Annotated in this window: 20 protein-coding genes; 10 read left to right on the top strand and 10 right to left on the bottom strand. The window is 41.4% G+C overall.

Annotated elements, in window-relative coordinates; all coding sequences use genetic code 11:
- Window positions 1–94: 94 nt before the first annotated feature.
- From G4P69_RS23915 to G4P69_RS23900, 4 genes are all read left to right on the top strand, one after another.
- Window positions 95–1,177, top strand: coding sequence for a serine/threonine-protein kinase (locus G4P69_RS23915; protein WP_208351672.1), 1,083 nt, complete (start codon window positions 95–97; stop codon window positions 1,175–1,177).
- Window positions 1,178–1,200: 23 nt separating this feature from the next.
- Entirely contained in the window at window positions 1,201–1,668 is a 468-nt protein-coding gene (locus G4P69_RS23910; RefSeq protein ID WP_208351671.1) for a hypothetical protein, read from the top strand.
- Window positions 1,669–2,000: 332 nt separating this feature from the next.
- Window positions 2,001–2,678: a DUF1361 domain-containing protein gene (locus G4P69_RS23905; protein ID WP_208351670.1), complete on the top strand. Its 678-nt coding sequence runs from the start codon at window positions 2,001–2,003 to the stop codon at window positions 2,676–2,678.
- Between the two features lie 277 nt (window positions 2,679–2,955).
- On the top strand, window positions 2,956–3,228 hold the full coding sequence (locus tag G4P69_RS23900) for a ferredoxin-thioredoxin reductase variable chain (RefSeq protein ID WP_208351669.1): 273 nt from the start codon (window positions 2,956–2,958) through the stop codon (window positions 3,226–3,228).
- A gap of 30 nt (window positions 3,229–3,258) precedes the next feature.
- Here the strand turns inward: G4P69_RS23900 and G4P69_RS23895 are convergent, their stop codons facing one another.
- The 6 genes from G4P69_RS23895 to G4P69_RS23870 form a co-directional block, all read right to left on the bottom strand.
- Window positions 3,259–3,483, bottom strand: a complete 225-nt coding sequence (locus tag G4P69_RS23895) for a hypothetical protein (protein WP_208351667.1) — start codon at window positions 3,481–3,483, stop codon at window positions 3,259–3,261.
- Between the two features lie 91 nt (window positions 3,484–3,574).
- A complete protein-coding gene (locus G4P69_RS23890; RefSeq protein WP_208351665.1) occupies window positions 3,575–4,366 on the bottom strand; it encodes a YdcF family protein in 792 nt (263 codons plus the stop codon).
- Window positions 4,367–4,562: 196 nt separating this feature from the next.
- Window positions 4,563–5,084 (bottom strand): hypothetical protein, encoded by a 522-nt coding sequence (locus G4P69_RS23885; RefSeq protein ID WP_208351663.1) that lies wholly within the window; start codon window positions 5,082–5,084, stop codon window positions 4,563–4,565.
- Between the two features lie 6 nt (window positions 5,085–5,090).
- Complete coding sequence (locus tag G4P69_RS23880) at window positions 5,091–6,635, bottom strand: bifunctional aminoglycoside phosphotransferase/ATP-binding protein (RefSeq protein WP_208351660.1); 1,545 nt, start codon at window positions 6,633–6,635, stop codon at window positions 5,091–5,093.
- An 81-nt stretch (window positions 6,636–6,716) separates the two neighbouring features.
- On the bottom strand, window positions 6,717–7,310 hold the full coding sequence (locus G4P69_RS23875; protein WP_208351657.1) for a 50S ribosomal protein L25/general stress protein Ctc: 594 nt from the start codon (window positions 7,308–7,310) through the stop codon (window positions 6,717–6,719).
- A 96-nt stretch (window positions 7,311–7,406) separates the two neighbouring features.
- Complete coding sequence (locus tag G4P69_RS23870; protein WP_208351655.1) at window positions 7,407–8,750, bottom strand: adenylosuccinate synthase; 1,344 nt, start codon at window positions 8,748–8,750, stop codon at window positions 7,407–7,409.
- A gap of 224 nt (window positions 8,751–8,974) precedes the next feature.
- Between G4P69_RS23870 and G4P69_RS23865 the strand changes: the two genes are divergently transcribed.
- The 4 genes from G4P69_RS23865 (at window position 8,975) to mutL (ending at window position 14,573) form a co-directional block, all read left to right on the top strand.
- Window positions 8,975–9,475: a hypothetical protein gene (locus G4P69_RS23865; RefSeq protein WP_208351653.1), complete on the top strand. Its 501-nt coding sequence runs from the start codon at window positions 8,975–8,977 to the stop codon at window positions 9,473–9,475.
- Window positions 9,476–10,078: 603 nt separating this feature from the next.
- Window positions 10,079–11,122 carry an adenosine deaminase gene (locus tag G4P69_RS23860; protein ID WP_208351650.1) on the top strand — a complete coding sequence of 348 codons (1,044 nt, stop codon included), beginning with the start codon at window positions 10,079–10,081 and terminating at the stop codon, window positions 11,120–11,122.
- Window positions 11,123–11,475: 353 nt separating this feature from the next.
- Window positions 11,476–12,597, top strand: a complete 1,122-nt coding sequence (locus G4P69_RS23855; protein ID WP_208351649.1) for an acyltransferase family protein — start codon at window positions 11,476–11,478, stop codon at window positions 12,595–12,597.
- Between the two features lie 293 nt (window positions 12,598–12,890).
- Complete coding sequence (gene mutL / locus G4P69_RS23850; protein ID WP_208351646.1) at window positions 12,891–14,573, top strand: DNA mismatch repair endonuclease MutL; 1,683 nt, start codon at window positions 12,891–12,893, stop codon at window positions 14,571–14,573.
- A gap of 90 nt (window positions 14,574–14,663) precedes the next feature.
- Here mutL and G4P69_RS23845 read toward each other — a convergent pair whose 3' ends face one another.
- The 3 genes from G4P69_RS23845 to G4P69_RS23835 form a co-directional block, all read right to left on the bottom strand.
- Window positions 14,664–15,830 (bottom strand): FtsW/RodA/SpoVE family cell cycle protein, encoded by a 1,167-nt coding sequence (locus G4P69_RS23845; protein ID WP_208351643.1) that lies wholly within the window; start codon window positions 15,828–15,830, stop codon window positions 14,664–14,666.
- 466 nt (window positions 15,831–16,296) lie between these two features.
- The gene (locus G4P69_RS23840) at window positions 16,297–16,917 is read right to left on the bottom strand and encodes an ISAs1 family transposase (RefSeq protein ID WP_208351702.1); all 621 of its coding nucleotides are present in this window, start codon (window positions 16,915–16,917) and stop codon (window positions 16,297–16,299) included.
- 807 nt (window positions 16,918–17,724) lie between these two features.
- Window positions 17,725–18,498, bottom strand: coding sequence for a metallophosphoesterase (locus G4P69_RS23835; protein ID WP_208351641.1), 774 nt, complete (start codon window positions 18,496–18,498; stop codon window positions 17,725–17,727).
- Here G4P69_RS23835 and G4P69_RS40020 point away from each other — a divergent pair.
- Both G4P69_RS40020 and G4P69_RS23830 read left to right on the top strand, forming a co-directional pair.
- Complete coding sequence (locus tag G4P69_RS40020; RefSeq protein ID WP_279606312.1) at window positions 18,488–18,613, top strand: hypothetical protein; 126 nt, start codon at window positions 18,488–18,490, stop codon at window positions 18,611–18,613. The two genes, G4P69_RS23835 and G4P69_RS40020, sit on opposite strands and share 11 nt — an antisense overlap.
- A gap of 640 nt (window positions 18,614–19,253) precedes the next feature.
- On the top strand, window positions 19,254–19,685 hold the full coding sequence (locus tag G4P69_RS23830) for a response regulator (protein ID WP_243903036.1): 432 nt from the start codon (window positions 19,254–19,256) through the stop codon (window positions 19,683–19,685).
- A gap of 8 nt (window positions 19,686–19,693) precedes the next feature.
- On the opposite strand, the gene leuS is transcribed toward G4P69_RS23830, so the two are convergent.
- Window positions 19,694–21,414, bottom strand: a 1,721-nt coding sequence (leuS, locus tag G4P69_RS23825) for a leucine--tRNA ligase (RefSeq protein WP_208351640.1), incomplete at its 5' end; no start/stop codon positions are given.

Here is a 21,414-nt window from a genome sequence, read left to right as displayed (position 1 = left end):
TTTTTAAGTAATACTACAGCCAGCCAATAAGATCTGAAGTTAAATTGGGAACACGATAATACTTCCGTTTTATAGTAACCAACAATCTTCACACATGAATCAGTTTTCTACGAAAATACCACAGGGGCATCAGGAAATTTTACAACAGACTAAGCTTGGTCGCTTATGTGGCTCCAATTTCCTATTTCGTGAGCGTTACAAAATCCTACAAATTTTGGGTAGAGGTGGTTTTGGGGTCACATTTTTAGCTAAAGATGCAGTGTTACCAGGAAGTCCTTTGTGTGTCATTAAACAGCTTTGTCCTAAAACAACTAATTCCAAAAGCTGGGCACTCGCGTGCGATCGCTTTGAAAAAGAAGCAAAAATCTTGGGTCAACTGGGTAGCCATTCTCAAATTCCCATGCTGTTAAACTACTTTAAAGGGAATGGAGAATTTTACTTGGTCCAAGAATATGTGCGCGGTTATACTTTAGCACAGGAAATCAAGCTCAGTGGTATTAAGAATGAAGCCGCAGTTAAACAGTTTTTGCAGGAAGTACTGGGAATATTACGGTATATTCATAAAAATCATGTGATTCATCGGGATATTAAACCCCAGAACTTGATACGGTGTTCAGATGACGGACGGCTAGTGCTGATAGATTTTGGAGCAGTAAAAGAACAACTGATCCACGCCAGTCAAAGTCCTATAGATCAAATCTCCAGTACCAATTTTATTGGAACAGTGGGATTCGCTCCACCTGAGCAGTTTTCTTTACATGCTGTATATGCTAGTGATATTTATGCAGTTGGGGTAACTTGTCTTTATTTATTGACTGGAAAAACACCCTTAGAACTTGACTACGACTCGACAACGGGTGAAATTTTTTGGCAAAAAGAAGTAAGAATCAGTGAGAATTTTGCTGGGATTTTAGGTAAAATGCTGAAGATTTCTATCCAAGAGCGCTTTCACTCAGTTGATGATGTGATTTGGGCTTTAAAGATGGAGTCATCTTTGCCTAGTTTGATGAGCTGTTTAACTACCCAACCGTTGAAAGACGATACTACAATGGTGGAGGAACAGATTTTTCAAAAATACCAGCCACCGGTAGCAAGAACAGCAAACGCCATTCGAGAATGGAAGGCAAAATTAAAAGCCAGAAATTCTCAAAATCGGCTCAAGTATTTTTCAGTGTGAGGTTTCATTTGTAGTAGGGCGTAATGTCTGTAGTGCGTAAAAACATTATTATCGCTTGCGTTGGCTTAAGTCTCACTTTTTTAGTTACTGCTTGTAATAACAGTAAAAGTTCTCAGTGTGAGCGCCTAATCAAGGTAGTTAACAAAGGATCTGATTTAATTGGTGACAATAAAGCGAAGCAGGTAACAACCAGCTTAAAATTGGCTCAGGACTTGGAAACTATTGCTAAAGAAATTAAGGAGCTAAAACTACAAGATTCTAAATTAAAAGAGTTTCAAATCCAGTTTGTCAATGTATTTGAGACTTTCAGTAAATCATTTGCCACCGCAGCAAAGGCTTTTAACTCAGAAAAGACAGCGCCAAGGGGTAGTGCAATCGTTCAAAAAGCAAGAGGAGACATTGAGACAGCCCTGACAAAAGCCTCGATCACTGGCAAACAGTCAGATGCTATAGCAACCCAGATGAACAAATACTGTAGCAAACCGAATTGACGAGATGGGGGTATTAAGATCGATTTTTCGTGGATCCCACACTCCCACACCTAATCCTGAAGTAGAGACGCCATTAAATCTTCCAGCTATACTAGTACAGCACCGCCTAAATAAACCAACCATTTCAAACAGCCAAAAGGCTTGATTTATAACACTTTTGACTTTTGACTTTTGACTTTTGACTTTCGCGCAGCGGTGCTAGTGGGTTAGTTAGCTGGGTCAATGAGCAAGTTCGGACTAGTTAAAATGACTACTTAATTTTTTTTGTCAATTCAGATAGCATATAACCATACAGTAACCTCAAAACCATTCATATTTATGAGAAAGGCACTATGAATGTACAAGCAATTACATTAATTAACAAAGTTATTCATGTGTTGCAAATAAATGCAAGATGGATGAGTTGGAATTTATTTCTGGCTTTCATTCCTTTGGTTTTGAGTATCTGGCTGTTTCGTACTGGTAGCAGACGCTCTTTGCCTTTGCTTTGGTGGATAGGATTTTTGGTGTTCTACGCTTTTCTCCCAAACGCCCCTTATTTGCTGACTGATGTCATTCATCTAATACAAGATATCCGCACAATTCCATCGGTGTGGATCATTACCCTCATATTAATTCCAACATATTTATTAGTTATTCTAGCAGGGTTTGAGGCATACGTAATATCTCTTATCAACTGGGGTTACTACTTACACCGTGTAGGCAAGAGTAAATGGATTTTATGGATGGAAGTGGTTACCCACGCGCTTTGTGCTGTTGGAATTTATTGGGGACGATTCTTGCGTTTAAACAGTTGGGATTTTGTGACTCAACCAGATGCTGTGCTTATTAAGGGTGCAGACGACATTTTAGCCAAACTGCCTTTAGCAATTATTGCTGTCACCTTTGTCATACTAACTTGCTTGTACTGGATTATGAAACGAGTGACCTTGGGTTTTTTATCCCGAGGAGATAATAGGTTAGCTGTTAAGTTACGACGGATAAAATCCAATAACCCTAAAGCTGGATGATAAGTAGATTGAAAATTTTACATTTATCAGCCATTTTAACAGCTTCAATTGAATTAGAGTCAAAGGGTTAGAGTTCAAGTTTATCGAACTCCATCCTTTAGATTGTTATAGATCTGCTTATGCTGCAAGTGACTAAGCATTTTAGCTTATTTTGAGGATTAATCCAAGAGCCAGTTGACCTATGCATCACTCTAGAGTGAAGATAAGATGATTAGACCTCTCGCCAAAGTACTAGGCGATTTTAAGTCTATTTTTTGATCAAAGGGTTCAGCGAGGGATGGCAGTGGAAACACTTGTGGAAAAGCAAAAGCTAGGTGTAAAAATTGGTATGAAAATTGGTGAGCGTGTGCGTGTAAAAGAGTCCGTAATAGTATATCATCATCCTGAAAATCGAGGTAAGGCTTTCGACCTTAAAGACTCAGAAGGCGAAGTGGTAGCTATTGTCAATGAATGGCAAGGTAAACCCGTCAGCGCTAACCTGCCGATTTATGTTCAGTTCAGTAAAAAATTTAAAGCTCATTTGCGTGAGAGTGAGTTAGAAGTTATCTAAAATCTCTGTGCGTTTACGCCGGAGAATTAGTCAAGATCTGCGGCGAAACCATGCGAAAATATTTAATTCGCCGCGCATTCTTTCTAGATCTTGACGATTGCTTTGGGCTGTTGTATGGTACCACTCACAATACTGCTTGAATTCATCGCGCACCCGAATTTCTTGATAAAATTGGTGAGTTGTTTGATAAACAGCAAAAGTCTCCTCAGATGGAGGTTGAGAAGAAGGAATGATATGGGGTAAATTTCTGGACATGAGAATAGTTCAAGTGAGGAGTTATGATCTATTATTACGCGCGCAATAGTTCATGATTTGTAACTCGTCACTATTTTATTTACGCCTTTATTTACGCCCAACCTCTTAGTCGGTATATAAAAATACCAATATATTCTTTTAAAGCACCAGTAAAATCGTTTATATTTCCTGTATCGGGTAATAAATTCAGAATGGCTCCTTTGGGAGTAGCGCTAAGTTCTCTTATGTCAGCCTGACTGACAATAAAGTCAGTAGGTGTAGGAATTGCATCAATGCCCTGACGCTTGAAAATCAGGAGAGATCTCGGCATATGAATCGCTGAAGTTACCAATAATATATGGTGAATACCACGAGAATCAAGAATTTTTTTGACATTCACTGCATTTTGATAAGTATTTAGAGAATTGGGCTCCTCGATAATTGCCTCAGATGGAATGCCAATAGAAGTGAGAATTGTTGCCATATCCGCCGATTCGGATGGTCCTTCACCAGCCCAATCAATACGACCACCGCTAAGAATAATTACAGGAGCTTTTTTTTGGCGGTAGAGTTGAGCAGCGTAAATAACGCGATCGCCATGCTCATTTAAATCTACAGTTGGTCGTGGTGGCAAAGCTGGCTTGGTTGCACCACCTAAAACGACGATAGCTTCCGCAGTTGGGATCTCTTTAAGTGGAAGATTTTGCCATTCTAGCGATCGCACCATCAAACGGGCAACCCAGGCATTACTAGAGAATAGTAAAACAATGAGCGCCAACGTGATTGCAAGCGCAGCAGTCCGTGGTCGTTTCCACACCATAACCAGGGACACCAGTAAACATATACTGATGATTCCCAAGGGGTAAAAAAACAACGGTAGCAGTTTAGATAGAAATAAAAACATATTAGGGCATGGGGCATGGGGCATGGGGCATGGGGCGTGGGGCATAGGGCATAGGGCATGGGGCATAGGAGCAGGGGAGGAAAAACTGTTTACCCAAAAAGTATTTACTCTTTCTCGCTAAAGACTTACTGATATAATTCTTTTCCTCTACCCAATGCCTATGCCCCATGCCCATTGCCCCATGCCCCAATCCCTCTCACCTTCTCCAAAACCTAGTTAAGTCAGGTATTCTTGAAGTACGACGATACCGTTTGGTTGTTCGTCTTTTGCGGGATTTATTCCTAACCGACTCATTTGAGAGTTCAGCTTCCTCTTCTTGAGAGGCTTCATCTGGTAGTTGAGTTTTAGTTTCCTCCCTAGTTTTCCACCAAGCAATCATCCAACCTGCACTTAAACCTGCTATTGCACCGAGGAAAATACTCATAGCTGGTGCGTACCGTAACCAGAAGAAGCCAAGCAAGAAAAATAGCCAGTATTTTAGTCCAGCATCAATACCTTCAGAGGTACCCACAGGTTGGGTTTGGGGACCAGTTGTTGTGGCAGCTGTGAACCAACCGACGGCTACACCACCCAATACACCCAGGAAGATGCTTAGAGCTACGTTGTGTAGTGTTGTGTTGAGTACAAGTGATAAAAATAACCCAAATAACAGCTGTGTCAGGAATCTCCCTGACAAATAAGATAGCGGATTACCGAAGCCTTTTTGTGGTCCTGCCATAATGAACTATTGGCAAATAACTTCTTTTAATTGTGCCTCTATAGGTTCAGTTGTGTCCAAAATTTTAACTAATGGTTTTTCTTGTTCACTGAACGCTTCAGCTTTTTCGATCTGTGATGTCAATAAATTGGCAGTAGCATCAGCAATATCACCGGTGCGATTTTCCAAGCGAGAACGCAAAACTTCCACTGGTGCTTTGCAGTAGATAATCTGAAGAGGAATTTGGTGTTTTTGAGCTTGAGCGATCGCCTCTTCCCGTAACTGGTGTTGGTCGTACTTAGCATCTAAAATCACTGGAAAACCTTGACTTGCGAGCATAACTCCTAAATCTAAGAGCCGCCCGTAAGTTTTCTTAGTCATTTCTGGGGTATACAAATCATCTCCGCCACGTTCACTTAGGGGGATTCCTCCTAAATGTTTCCGCACTGCATCAGAACGAACGTGAATTGCTCCCAGTTTACGAGCTAAGTAGCGTGCCGTTGTACTTTTACCAGAACCAGACAAGCCTGACATCAAAATTAATTTTCCTTGCTTAGGCTTTGTATAATCCCAAGCCTGCTTATAGTAATTAGCCGCCGTTTTTAGTGCCTCTTCCTTCTCTGCTTGAGAAATACCAGGATCATCTAAAACAAACGAGCCTACCTTAGCTCTTACATAAGCCTGACGGCTTAAATATAAAGGTAACACCTGCAAACCTTCCCAATCCCCTGTTTGCTCAACATAGGTATTCAAGAATGCATTACCTAACTCTCTACTGTGCCTAGCTTCCAAATCCATCACAGTAAATGCCACATCGTACATCACATCTACAAAGCGAAATGGCTCATTAAACTCAATGCAGTCAAACAACGTAATTTTGTCATGCCACAGGCAAATATTTCTCATGTGTAAATCGCCGTGGCATTCTCGAATAAAATTATTTTCAACTCTGCTTTTAAATAATTCTGGACGTTCTGCAAAAAAGCGGTCAGTATATTCTTTCGTTTCCTCAAACTGTTTTTGTGTTTGGGGACCACCAATATACTTCATCGTTTGCTCATAATTCTCGTCAATGGCAGCTCGAACTTGTGGTACTTCCCCGAAAGTTTTAATATAATCATTCGTCTCAGTTTTACGATGGTACTGAGCCACCACTTGCCCCAATTGTTCTAAGTGTCCCTCATTCAATTTACCCTGCTCAAATAGATTGCTAAACAAACCCTCTTGAGGAAAAGCGTGCATTTTTAGTGCATATTCTACAGGTTCTCCTGTTCCTCCTAAAGAGTACTTTTCCTCCTCCAGAGTCACAGGTAGTACTTCCAAATAAAGTTCTGGTGCTCCGCGTTTATTTAAACGTAACTCTTCCTCACAAAAATGCTTTCGCTTTTCTAAAGTTGAGAAGTCTAAAAAGCCAAAATTCATTGGCTTCTTTAGCTTATAGGCAAAATCCCCAGTCAAAAGCACATAAGAAATATGTGTCTGAATCAATTGAATCGGCTCCTTCACAGGATGGGGATAAAACCCAGGCTGGAGCATTTTCTGAATCAAAGTTGGAACAGAAACTTCAGTCATAACAATCCTTAGCATTTTGATGGTTCAACATAAAAAAACCAGAGGTGTACCCCCTGGTTACAACGGAAACTATAACAGAATTTAAGTTCCCTCTGATACTGATCCTGTATCAGCACTTGTTTGTGGTGGCAAAACTGAAACAACTACTTGTCCTGTTTCAGCTATAATTTTTACACCTTCGGGCAAGCTCAGCTCATCTGTATGCAAACTATCTCCTACGTGCAGTTCAGAGACATTCACTTCAATTGCTTCTGGAATATTTTCCGGTGCACAACGGATCTGCAATTGGGTTATTGGTGTGTCTAACACTCCGCCTTCTTGCTTCACACCGACTGCTTCTCCTACAAAATGTAGGGAAACTTCTACATCGGTATCACCATGTCCTGCAACTGCAAAAAAGCTGAGGTGGTAAGGTGTGCGCTTTGCTGGGTGAATCTGAACTTCCCGGAGCAGAGTTTTTCCACTCCAAGGAATATCAGTGATTTTGAGATCAATTAAGGTGTTGTTAACAGAACCTTTTTTCAACAGTTGTTCTACAACTTTGGTATCGAGGGTAAGAGCGATTGACTCAGTACCTTTATGACCGTATAAATTCGCTGGAATTTTTCCAGAACGGCGCAAAGCATTCGGCTTACTGCCTTCTGGCCGCTTTTGACATTCGATTGTGAGATCCATAATTAGATATTAGGGGGTTAGGTGTTAGGTGTTAGGGGTTAGGGATTAGGGGTTATGTTAGCTACTAACCACTATCTACTAACTACTAACTCAACTTTACGCACTTAGTAACGATGTAGATGTACCATCTACATGCAATAATGCGCGTTTGGGACCATGAATTGGGTCCTCTACAATGATGGTTTGATCGCGGCTAGCTCCTAAAGAAACGATCGCGATCGGCACTTCCATCAATTCTGCCAAAAATTTGAGATAATCTAGTGCTTGCCGAGGCAAATCTTCTAGAGAACGGCAATGACTGGTTGAGACACCCCATCCTGGGAGAGTTTTGTATATTGGTTTACAACGAGCGAATCGACGAGAACTGCGGGGAAAGTGATCGCAAGGTTCCCCATCTATCTCATAAGCCACACAAACTTTGATTTCCTCTAGTTCGTCGAGAACATCTAGTTTGGTAATCGCCAGACAATCCATCCCGTTAATCCGAACTGCATAGCGACCGATGACTGCATCAAACCAGCCGCAACGACGCCTACGTCCGGTTGTTGTGCCAAATTCTGCGCCGCGATCGCACAACAAGTCGCCCAACTCCCCACAGATTTCAGTAGGAAATGGGCCTTCCCCTACCCGAGTAGTGTAGGCTTTTGATACCCCAATAACCCGATCAACTATTGTCGGGCCTAAACCTGTACCAACACAAGCTCCCCCTGCTACGGGATTAGAGGATGTGACATAGGGATAAGTCCCGTGATCTAGATCCAGGAGAGTTCCTTGCGCTCCTTCAAACAGAATATTACGCCGACGGCGAACCGCATCATATATTTTTACTGAGGTATCCACCACGTAAGGACGCAAACGTTCTGCGTACTCCAAGTACTTCTCAATAACTTCTTGCGGGTTTAAAGGTGGTATATTATAAAGTTTTTCTAGAATGACATTTTTATAATTAATGATCCACTCTAGCTGCTCAGTTAGCCCGTCCTTGTCCATCAAGTCTAACATCCTGATGCCAGTTCGCTCTGATTTATCTGCATAGGTGGGACCAATACCTCTACCTGTCGTACCAATTTTATGGCTTCCCCTACGCTCCTCTGTTGCCTGGTCAATCAATCGATGGTAAGGCATCGTGACATGAGCAGTTTCAGAGATTAGTAGATTATTCGTGGAAACACCCAGTTCTTTTATTTGTTCAAGTTCTTTGAGCAAAACCTCTGGGTCTATCACTGTTCCACAACCAATAATACACTCGGTATTTGGGTACAAAATACCCGAGGGAATCAAGTGAAGTTTAAAAGTCTGACCTTTTACTACAATCGTATGACCAGCATTCACACCGCCTTGGTAACGTACGACAACATCTGCAGAGCGGCTGAGCAAGTCTGTTATTTTTCCTTTTCCTTCATCGCCCCACTGGGCACCTATTACAATGACGTTAGCCAAGCGCTTATATTATAAAGTAATGTTTTCACAAACGACTATGATAAACATCTACGGAGATTTTGTCAACAAAATTTAAGTCCTCATCTTTGCTGCTGTATAATTCCTCACTTGAAGAAGTGACGATACTCGATAAGGCCAAAAATATCAACGCTAATCTGCAACGAGTGCATATGTGGATTCACTAATAACTATTAATGTGAAGACCCGTTTAATTTAGTAACAGTATGCGTCGTTTATCACTGATTCTTAGCGTTGTCTTAACCGTATTGTTCTGTTGGAATGCACCCGTCGTGGCTCTTCCCTTAGCACAAACTCCAGTACAACAAGCACAATCTCTAAATTTTACTAAAGCCAATACTTTTGAACTAAGTGGTGGTTCTATCGTAGTTAGTTATTCTGAAACAAGCTTCTCAGGAGTCCCCTTGTTAAGCTACCGTGACAATAATTTCAATCTCAACTTCTCTGGTCAGCAAATTCGTATTCAGGATACTGAGATTGGTCAGTTAATTACAGTCACTTTAGAAACAGTGCCTGATTTACGTACAGTGACATTTACTTTAGTTCTTCCATCAGTCAACTTAAGCACTACATCTGAAAAGATTCGTATCACAGTTCCTGGTATAAAAACCACAACTCTTACTACTATTGCAGGGCCAGGACGAGGAGCAGAAAAAACCTATAGCACAGTTAACCTAAAAGGAACTGCTTCCTTTACTGTGTCTTAGCACAAGAAGAGATGATCTTCCAGAGGTTTGTAGTTAAGAGCCGGGAAATTTATTTCCCGGCTCAAAGCTTAAACCCATTTTAATGGGTTAAAAGATTACCCAGTGAGCTTTTAGCTCAATGAGCGCTATTAGCCCGAACTTTAGTTCAGGGCAAATTTTCGGGAAAAACCTACGCAGTATTGGCTCAGAGCGTAATTATTAATTTATATTAAGTTTTCTGCACATGTATAAAAGACTTAATATAAGCAGCTAAGTGCTTACGAATAATAGATGTATCTCATAGACTTTGTTGGCTGCTCCCTGTAATCTGGCTGAGATTATTTGATCTCCGTAATGCTGAAATTATTACTGCTATTTAGTCATAAAAATTCATTCATTAGCGTGATTTAAAATACTGATGACACGCATCAAGTGAATCAAAACCTATCGAGACATCAAGTAGGACATTGTAAATTTACAATTACCCAAACCGTTTATAGTAAAGGATTTCTGTCAAGATGAACATCACCTTCAAAAGTTGTTCATGAAATTTTGCTGGCTTTAGGTTGTTTTTTTTATTTGTTATTGTTAATAATATTTAAAATTTATTGTCAAAAGACCACTATGGCTTTATACGCTGAATTACATAGACATCTCGGCGGTTCTGTTGTACCCCGCGTTTTATGGAGATATTTTGAGCGCCACTCCTCAGATGCTATTTCTCGCTTTGCTAAGTATCAAGAATTTGAAGAATTTTACACACGCCCACGCAACACGCTAGACGAGTACCTGGAGTTACACACCCTCGTAGAAAGTGTACAAACTGTAGAGACTTTGCCGTACTTTGTCTATCGTCTTCTTAGAGGTGCTTACATTTTTGAAAATTTAGCTTACCTTGAGCTGCGGTATACTCCATATTTACGGACACCAGAGCATCTAAGTCAATCAGAAAGAATTGACAAGATGGCAGAGATTGTAGAGGTTGTGGGTAGAGCAAGCAAACTACCAGAATACCCAATCATCACTAGCCAAATTCTCTGTATGCACACCCGCCTACCTTATGAGGTAAACAAGGCGATTGTTGATTTAGCTGTGCAAAATAAGCAGTATGTTTGTGCGATAGACGTGGCTGGAGGGGATAGTCGCTTCGCTGAGCGGATGGATGAGTGGATTGAACTTTATGATTATGCGCGATCGCGTGACATTAAAACCACTGCGCATCTTTACGAAACCACTGCTGGCTGTTATCCTCAACTCCTACCATACTTGATGAGGATTGGTCATGGCATTCAAATTCCTCTGCTATATCCAGAGTTACTTAAAGACGTGGCTAAGCGTCGTCAATGTTTAGAGGTTTGCCCCACAACTTACCTAAAAACTGGTACCTTGCAAGATATACGTCAACTCAAATTAGTGTTCGATCGCTGTTTTGATGCAGGGGTAGATATTGCTATTTGTACCGATAATGCGGGGTTACACAATGTACGCCTCCCCTTTGAATACGAGAACCTCTTAACTTACGATATTATCAACTTTGACCAGTTACAAGCTTGCCAAGATGCAGCATTTAGTCATGCTTTTGCTTGGCCATACGGTAAACGTCCAGCTTCACTGTTAAATGGGTTACTGTATCCTCAACAGCCTAAGGTGTTGGCGATGAAGGATTAACAACCTGGTGCGATATCGCTACGCTCCAGAGACGCGGGATTTCGCGTCTCTATTTTTATGAAAAATTCGTGCCAGCGATCCACCATAAATGTAACGATTGCTACTTAAATATTTGACTGCGTATTTAAAATACGGCTAACAGCTTGACCATAGACCTAGGTACTGGTATCGTATTTCTTAATCATTTATTGCCTATTGCCTGCCCTCACAACTAGTTTCGCAGATTAAGTACGATTGCTGTTTATCGACAGAAGATAAAAAAATCCAGACAAGCCAACAACTGGCTGGAAATTTGTATATCAAATATAGAAGTCGACCAAGCCGAAACACAAATCACGTAGGAATCCTATAGAATGAGTCGCAACGCTTCTCAAGAAAAATCTATTCGTTTACAATATATTGATCGATTAAAAATTCTCATGATACTTTGCGTAGTATTCTGTCACCTATCTGAGTACTGGGGAATGACATATCGTGGTCAAGTTTGGCAGTTTTTTTGGCCTACATTAGGAGGTATAGGAGTTTCTGGTTTCATCATTTTGTCAGGTTTCGGTTTGACTTATAGCAGGTTAGTGAGCAACACAACTGATTTACAAGTGTTACCTTTTTTCTACAAGCGCTTTTTGAGAATACTTCCACTTTATTATTTAGCTTTATTAACTTACTTATTAATTGTCAATGTAATTGAGCCACAAAACTTCTTAGCGCATCTTTTTGTTGTTCACACATTCTTTAAAGAGTATTCTCATAATCCAGGAAGCTTATGGTTTATTGGTTTAATTGTACAATACTACTTAGTTTTTCCTTTAGCTTATAAAATAATATCTCAGAAAAGAGGATTATTTCTTTTGGGTGCTACGTCTCTATTTCTATATGGCTTAGCGATAATGCTAGACCATAATGGTTTTTATGTAAGGGATTCTTTTATAAGTTTTACTATTCAGTTTTTCCTGGGAATGAAGATGGCTTTGGATGTTTATAAACGAAAAATAAAAAGGTATTTATCATCAATCGTCTTTATATTGGCAATTCTTGAAATAGGTTTATTTTTTATTATCGTTAATAGTTCTTTGTTTTTTAAACTACCATATTATATATATTTTTCTGTACTAACGCTAAGTGAAATTAGCTTCTTTTTTGTTGCCTTAAATTTCCTAATAATTATTGAAAATCGCTTTCGGAGTTTTCAGCAATTTACTCCCATTTTACATGGAATGAGTCTAGCCTCATATTCAGCATATTTATTTCACCGTCCTATTTTGACAGTACTTACTAAAGGTTCTGCTTGGAATTGGATAATTTCTCAGAAATTATTAGAATCACAGAGATTTATCATTTTATCCACAGTTAGTATCCCATTAATTTTCTTAATTGGTTATTGGATTCAAATAACTTATGACTTTGTGCAAAGGAAAGTGCTTTTAAACTACTTTGCGTCCTCTCATAGAAACGTACAATTTTCTGACAACAATTGAGGGTTATTTTATAAAAACTGGCAAAGCTATAGCTATTAGTTCTGTTATTCTATGACAAGGGCGATTAATCTCTCGTAAAAAAGGGTATATAGCCATAATGGGGATAAATAAACAATTTAGAGTATATATTTACACTGAATGCGAGCTATCCAGATAGTTTAAATACTGAGAATTTATCTATGGAAAAACTTGTTCAGGTTCTCATGGGAACCTTCCATGATTTTGGGTTTCTCTACACCCTTAGACCACAGGCTCTAATAACTCGATACCCTTAGTAAGCTACGCTATAAAATATGGTTTCTACTATTAAAACTCTATCAACAGAAGTTGTACACTTAATCACGGCTGGGGAGGTGATTGACTCTTTGGCTTCCGTAGTGCGGGAATTAGTAGAAAATTCCCTAGACGCAGGTGCAACAAGAATTGTAATTTCTGTATGGCCAGAAGAGTGGCGAGTCCGCGTAGTAGATAATGGCTGTGGTATGAGCTTGGATGATTTGCAGCGCGCAGCAACAGCCCATAGTACTAGTAAAATTCGTAGCTGTGCAGATTTATGGAAAATCACTAGTTTAGGTTTTCGGGGCGAGGCTTTGCACAGTCTAACAAATCTAGCTGAAGTGGAAATTTTAAGTCGTCCATCAACTGGTGAGATAGGCTGGCAGATAATTTATGGTTCTGGAGGAGAACCTGTTCAAGTTAAGGCGGCGGCGATCGCGCCTGGTACTGTCGTTACAGTAGCAAATTTATTCGGAAATTGTAAGGCGCGTCGTCGAGGCTTGCCAAAACTACCACAGCAAATGAAGAGTGTGCAAGCAACGATTCAACAAATTGCGTTATGTCATCCTCATGTAACTTGGCAAGTTTCGCAAGATGACCGTCCATGGTTCAGTATAAGTCCTGTGACTACCCTTAAACAGCTATTGCCCCAATTCATACAGCAAGTAGAACCAAGTGATTTACGAGAGTTTCAAGTAGAAATTCCTCAAAACAAAGAGGCATTAATTTCATTAGTGCTAGGATTACCTGATCGCTGTCATCGTCATCGTCCAGACTGGGTGCGGGTAGCTGTAAATGGAAGAATGGTAAAGTGTCCGGAACTAGAGCAAACAATTCTGAGCGCATTTCACAAAACGTTACCGCGCGATCGCTATCCGGTGTGTTTCTTACACATGTTTATTCCTCCCGATCAAATTAACTGGAACCGCCACCCAGCAAAAGCAGAAATTTACCTCAACGAAATCAGTTATTGGCAAGAGCATATTGCGATCGCAATTGACAAAGCACTTCGGCATAGTAGTGAAACCCTCAAAGAAAATGTCCACACAACGCGAGTTAGCAAATTACTAAAAGCTGCCGAAGAAAAAGGTAGCTACAATTTAAATCGTTCCATTAACACCGAAGAAAACCAAACCCCTGTAGAGACTAATCCCACCTCTCTACAACTGAGGGCTGTTGGTCAAGTGAATAAAACCTATATTATTGCTGAATATCCAGGAGGAATGTGGTTAATAGAACAGCACATTGCTCATGAGCGAGTTTTGTATGAGCAATTGAGCGACAATTGGCAAATTGTCCCCAAAGAACCCCCGGTTATTCTTTATCAATTATCTCCTGCTCAAGTGTCGCAACTGCAACGTCTTGGTTTAGATATAGAACCCTTTGGTGAACAACTTTGGGCTATCCGTAGCGTACCTGCAATTTTGCTTTCTCGCGACGACTGTGCTGATGCAATTTTAGAACTTAGTTTGGGAGGAGACTTACAAGCGGCTCAAGTTGCTGTTGCTTGTCGCAGTGCTATTCGCAATGGCACAACTCTCAGTCTCCAAGAGATGCAAGCATTATTAGATCAATGGAAGATTACTCGTAATCCCCGCACTTGTCCTCATGGACGCCCGATTTATTTATCTTTAGAGGAGCCAGCTTTAGCCCGCTTTTTCCGACGTAATTGGGTTGTTGGTAAAAGTCATGGGATATAAGAGGTAACAGGGAGCAGAGGAGCTCTTGAGCAGGGGGAGCACAGAAGTAGGTAGTCTAACCTTCAGTACCCAATCCCCAATCCCCAATCCCTAATTTCTTCTTCCTTGTCCTCGCAACGGAACCACTTCAGCCTCACTACTTTCGCGTGCAACTCGAATTAATAAACCGGCTAACATTAAACTAGCAATCATTGAATTGCCACCATAGCTAAACATTGGCAAAGGTAACCCTGTAGTAGGTAAAGCCCCACTAGCAACACCGATATGCAGCAATGATTGTCCTACTATTAACGTCGTCACGCCAATTGCTACTAATCTAGGTACTGCTTGCTTACTCCTAACAGCCACTATTAATCCCAAAGTTGCGTATAAAGACAGCATCAGTAGTAATACTACACTGCCAATAAAGCCGAATTCTTCAGCGAATACAGCAAAAATAAAATCTGTATCTTGAATTGGTAAATAAAACTGCTTTTGCTGAGAAAGTCCAAAACCAGCACCCCAAAATCTACCAGAACCAACTGCTAGCAAACTTTGCACTAACTGGTATCCATTTCCCTGGGCATCAGCCCACGGGTTTAGGAACGACATCACCCGTTTACGCTGATACTCTTTTACACTAATACTGAGTACCGCTAATAGAACTCCGCCAATCGCTGTCCCTCCCAGATACTTGTAAGGCAGTCCGGATGCTAAAGCAATTAGCCAAATAGTCATACCGCAAAGTGCAGTCGTACTCAAATTAGGCTGAGCTAAAATCCCCAGAATTATAATACCAAAAACAGCCAGCCAGCTAAAACGAATTCCCCAACTAATTCGTTCCCAATGGCCGAAAACTCGCGCACTTTGCAACACTAAAAATGGTTTAATCAATTCAGATGGTTGAATTGGAACTGGACCAAGGGGTATCCAACGAGTTGCTCCATTAGTGTGGGTTCCCACACCTGGAATCAGGGTGACAAAAATTAAACCCAAGAAAAAGATCACGAACCAATGAGATAGCCCCAAAATCCTACGTAGAGGCAAATAAACGATAATGTTAAATATTATTAAGGCAACTAAAACCCAAATCAGCTGACGTTTAAAGTAGTAAAGCCCATCATTGAAACGAGTGTCAGCAGCGGGATAGGATGCTGAAAATAGCATCACCAAGCCCATAAATAACCAAAGTAGTGTTAACCAGCGTAATAACCGTGCCTCTAATGCCCAAGTGGACACGGAGTTATCAAACAATGGAATCAGGCGTCGTAAATTCACAAGAATTTCAAATTCTAAATTTGGTTTTGTCGGAGACTAACCCAACTCCTGTTGATTTTAAATTGGAAAGACAACTTTTGCACAGAGATCTCAAGCTAATACAGAGGGTGGAGTTTTTCGGCATGACGCATAGGTGTTGCGAACTGCAAACAAGAACGCTTCAAACCGCAAACAAGCGAATTTTGAAACCACATTAATTGCAAATAAGAGGGGTCTCAAAACCACATTCACTGCAAATGAAACCACATTATTTGCAACCAGACCAAATTAACTGCAACCAAACCACATTATTTGCAAATAGGCTATAACGCTGACCAGTCATAGCTTACAGCATTTAAATAGCTAAAACCGTCCAAAAAATAAGTTCCTTTAGACTGGACACATATGAACGAATGTCCTGGTTTAAATTGAACGCTATCCGTTCAATTTAATTATGAATTAGGTTTTTTGCAGGGCGATTTAAAAGTCAGAATATCAAGCTGAATAGAGCGGAAGGGTTTCTGGCGAAGTTTTGAGAGGCGTGGGTGAGAGGTGTATTGTTCGATCTGAGGAAAGCCACCGAAGAAGCCCTGATGACGGCCATGTTGTGGGGAGCAGCCTGTTTGCGAATGGTGGATCGATCTTCATCGAGGAGTGTGTCTTTATGCCGATGAAGCTTGTTCTCTATTCCCCAATGTCCTCTGTTCAAGGCGAGGATATCAGGGGCGGGGTGGTTGAGGCTGGTAATGAAATGAACGGTGTGGACGGATGTGTTGCCGGTTTTGCGGTTTTGTCTGGTGCGCTGCACGGTGCCGATGGCCTGTAGTCCTGGCCATGCCTTTTTGAGCTTGTCGGGAGATGGAACCATGCGGATATAGCGGGTTTCGACCCGTCCATGTCCGGTGTCGGTGGTCTGGTGCTGCTGATACCGCTGCGTATCGGCCAAGAGGTCCAGACACCTGTCTGTCTCCCGTTTCAGCTTGCGCTGGTTGTCCTTGACGGTGAAGACATAATTTCCGCCCCGTTCCCTGATGAGCGCACAGACTTTTTTTGCGCGAAGATTGCGTCGCCGGTAACCACCTTCCCAGCCAGATTCATGTCCCCCAATAGAGGAAGCGCCGCCGTGATCTCATTTTCGCCGCGCTCCATCGGTGTGTCACGCACCACGATCCCGCTCCTCTGGCAAAACAGACTGAGTAAATGTACCTGCTCGTTGATGGTATTCCCATGACTGCCACGCAGCGTCTTGCCATCCAGCGCCAGATGCTCGTGTCACTATACCCAAAAGTTTTCAGGGGCTGAAAGCATAACCAAGTATTGTCACTATACCCAAAAGTTTTCAGGGGCTGAAAGCATAACCAAGTATTTTAGAGCCTGAAACCCTGATTCTTACGTGAGGCAATTGTTAAAGATTCCTGATATGGGAAGGATAACTTGTCCTTTGAGCAAAAATGGAAGCATCAGGCTGTCCAAGAGTCCTTAAATTTTGTAGTCTCTAAACCTAATAAAAACGTCAGCGAAAAAAGTACTGTTTTTGAAATCCTTTCCCAATCAGGGTTTCAAACTTAGAACCATAACGTGTCCGTTTGTGATTGGAACCATAAACTGACCTTTCCTGCCAAGTTATCATTCCAGTGACACCACGTTACTTCCTAGAACTAAGTTTTGAGATTTTTGAACTCCATTTATACCTTTGAAGTATATTTTGTCCTAGTGCAGAGTGAAGTATTTTGCAACCGTTTGGTCAAAATATAGTTCAAATCACACTAAAACCTAACCCGCCTAACTCGCCTTCAGCATCTCAATCAATACTTTAGGATTAGAAGAAAAGACAAGGTTGAAGAAATAAGAACTTGCAGAAGTCACAAGGAAACTTTGGAAAACTGGCAGCCCTGAGTTGGCGAAGACCCTGAGGTTATTCCAAATTCAATGTGCAACCTTTGGGATCAAACTCTTTGCATTCATATCCTCCTCCCCGAAGAGGATAGCCCGACTGATTCGAGATAACGCGTGTAGTACCAATCACCTGATCATCGCATTCATGCGTATGGCCGTACACCCATAGTGCTGGCTGATAGCGCTCAATAATTTCCACCATGTCCAAAGAATTGAACGCTGGCTGCAACGGGCTGTTCCTATGGCGGGTATGCGGATTGATGACGGGGGCATGGTGGCTGATCACCACGCGGGTGCCACTCTCGTCGTTCTCGAACCAAGCTATCAGCTTTTCCCAATAAACCTGGTGCAGGACGACAGTCTGGGTAGGGGTTAGTGGATGGTTATCAGAAAGAGTGATCATCCGGTAATCATTTATCTGCTGCTGCGCGGTAAGCATGGCTAGCGGATTGCTGCCGTCAAAATCCGTCCACATGGTTCCGCCGAAGAAATGCACGCCATCAACGGTCACACTTTCGTCCAGCAGCAGCGTAACATTTGGATGATGTTCTTCTAGCCAGTGCCTGAAGTTGGCATTCTCTTCCGCCATCGGGCGACTTGTATAATATTCATGGTTGCCCATCACATACAGCACTGGCTTCCGCCATTCCTGTAAAAAGCGGCTGAGCGGCATGTAATTCTTGCAGGTGATGATATCACCCGCCAGGATCATCAGGTCAGCATCTGTATTGACCGGCGGCCTGAAACCCGAGCCGAACTCCAGATGCAGGTCGCTGTAGCAAATGATTTTCATATCGTCCACACTGGCACAGCATTCACGTCTTTGGTCAGCAGCAATGCAGCAGGCGCAAAGCATAGCACCACGCCATCATAGCCAACGAGCTTACCCAGCTTTTCCAGAACCTTAAAATTTTTTAAGCATGTTGTTTCCTCTACGTTGGGTATCTTCCAAATGGACTGATATTATATCAGGGTTCAGCCAGTGCTGTCCAAATTTAGTAATATTACTTTCACCCTAATTTAAAACTTAAGATTCTTTACTGCGACAGAGAAACACGTTTTTCGGACTTACTCACAAAAAACCTAATTCATAATTAAATTGAACGGATAGCGTTCAATTTAAACCAGGACATTCGTTCATATGTGTCCAGTCTAAAGGAACTTATTTTTTGGACGGTTTTAGCTATTTAAATGCTGTAAGCTATGACTGGTCAGCGTTATAGCCTATTTGCAAATAATGTGGTTTGGTTGCAGTTAATTTGGTCTGGTTGCAAATAATGTGGTTTCATTTGCAGTGAATGTGGTTTTGAGACCCCTCTTATTTGCAATTAATGTGGTTTCAAAATTCGCTTGTTTGCGGTTTGAAGCGTTCTTGTTTGCAGTTCGCAACACATAGGGCATGGGAAAAAGTTACCAATGCCCTAGTTTATCTCCCTTCTATATTGCTTTGACTTAACGGTTCACCTAATATGTATTATAAATATATACTCTTTAGTATTTTATATGGGGACTGGGTTCAATATTTTTATGCAAAAATTGCTCATCTAAATGATGCCAACTTACTTTCTAGGAATGGCAGGCGGCTTTTTAAGTCGGCGCTCATCAACGCTCAAGGGTATACGTGTACTTGCAGTTGATGATGATCCAGATACTCTATATTTACTAGAGTTTTTGCTTTCTGATTATGGTGCTGAGGTGGTGACAGTTACGTCAGCAGGTGAAGCTTTGAAAAAATTGCTACAGTCGAAGCCCGATATTCTCATCATAGATATTGCTATGCCGGAGAAAGATGGGTATTGGCTGATTCGCGAAATCAGAAATCTTAAATCTGACAAAGGAGAAACACCAGCTATTGCATTAACTGCTTCAGGATTTGAGACTGAATCTGCTCAAGCTATTAAAGCAGGATTTGAAATCCTGCTTCATAAGCCGTTTGACTTAACTGATTTGGTAATGACTGTTGCTCAGTTAGTAAAATAACACCTCGATTACCCAACAACAAAGTTCACCAACTTTCCGGGCACGACAATTACCTTTTTAATCTCCTTACCTTCTAAATTTCGCTTAGCAACTTCTGACTCACGAGCATACTTCTCCAATTCTGCTTTATCAGCCTGTGCTGGAACCTGAAGATCACCACGCTTTTTACCATTAATCTGAACAACCAATGTGATTTCATCAGCTTCTAGGGCAGATTCATCGAAGCTAGGCCATTTTTGAGTGTGAACTGAGCTAGTGTTACCCAAGAAATGCCAAAGTTCCTCAGCTATATGAGGTGCAAATGGTGCTAGCAACACAACTAAATTTTGAATCCCTTCTGCATAAATAGGTGAATCTTTGCAGTTAGCATCAGTAAGAGCGTTGCTTAACTTCATCAACTCTGACACGGCTGTGTTGAACTGATATTCACCCTCTACATCTTCTGTGACTTCTTTAATAGCAGTGTGAATTGCGCGACGTAGATCTTTCTCTGGTTTGGTTAAATCCTTTGTAGAGGCTTTATTCTCCACCTGTTTATAATCACTCACCAATCGCCAAACCCGATTTAAAAAGCGGTATTGCCCTTCTACATCAGCTTCATCCCATTCCAGATCTTTTTCTGGTGGCGCTTTAAACAGGATAAACATCCGAGCGGTGTCTACACCATATTTGCTAATCACTTCTTCAGGTGCAACACCGTTGCCTTTAGATTTAGACATGGTGGCGTATAGGCGTTGTAATGGTTCGCCTGTCTGGGGATCTCGTGGATCACTTGTATCTTTAACCAGATAGGAAGGAATCCATTTGTCTTTACCAGATTTATTAGGGTTCAAATAAGTTATCCCCTGCACCATACCCTGAGTTAACAAACGCTGGAATGGTTCATCAAAGTCTAATAAATTCCTGTCTCGTAGTACTTTTGTGAAAAACCGCGAATACAACAAGTGCAAAATGGCATGTTCAATACCACCAACATACTGATCCACTGCCATCCAATCATTTGTTTTCGCAGAGTCAAAAACCTGCTGTTCATTCTTAGCATCAGTAAACCTTAAAAAATACCACGACGAATCAATAAATGTATCCATCGTGTCCGTTTCTCGCGATGCTGGTTTCCCACAAGTTGGGCAAGGTACATTTACCCAACTTTCTAACTTCGCCAAAGGAGAGCCGCCACGTCCTGTAAATTCGACATCTTCTGGCAATAATACAGGTAAATCTTTTTCAGGAACTGGCACTGTACCACAACTAGGACAATGAATCATTGGTATAGGTGCACCCCAGTACCTTTGCCGCGAAATTAACCAATCCCGCAAGCGATACTGTACCCGTGCTTTGCCAAAACCTCCTTTTTCGGCATATTCTACAATGGCTTGCTTTCCTTCACTAGAATTGATGCCATTAAAAGAACCAGAATTAACGATAATCCCTGGTTCTGTGTATGCCTGTTTTAGAGAAGTTTCATCAAACGGCTCTACAGTTCCAGGTGGTACAATCACCACTTTGATCGGCAAATTTTGTTCTTTAGCAAACTTAAAATCTCGTGCATCGTGTGCTGGTACACCCATAACTGCGCCCGTACCGTACTCATACAGCACATAATCAGCAATCCAAATAGGAATTTCTTCCCCTGTAAACGGGTTAATTGCTTTACCACCCGTGGGGATACCTCGCTTGGGTTTGTCTTCAGCAGTCCGTTCTAACTCACTTTGGTTAGATATTTCTTGAA

The sequence above is a fragment of the Aetokthonos hydrillicola CCALA 1050 genome (assembly GCF_017591665.1).
GTDB lineage: Bacteria > Cyanobacteriota > Cyanobacteriia > Cyanobacteriales > Nostocaceae > Aetokthonos > Aetokthonos hydrillicola.
This window is presented reverse-complemented; position numbering and strand designations above follow the sequence as displayed.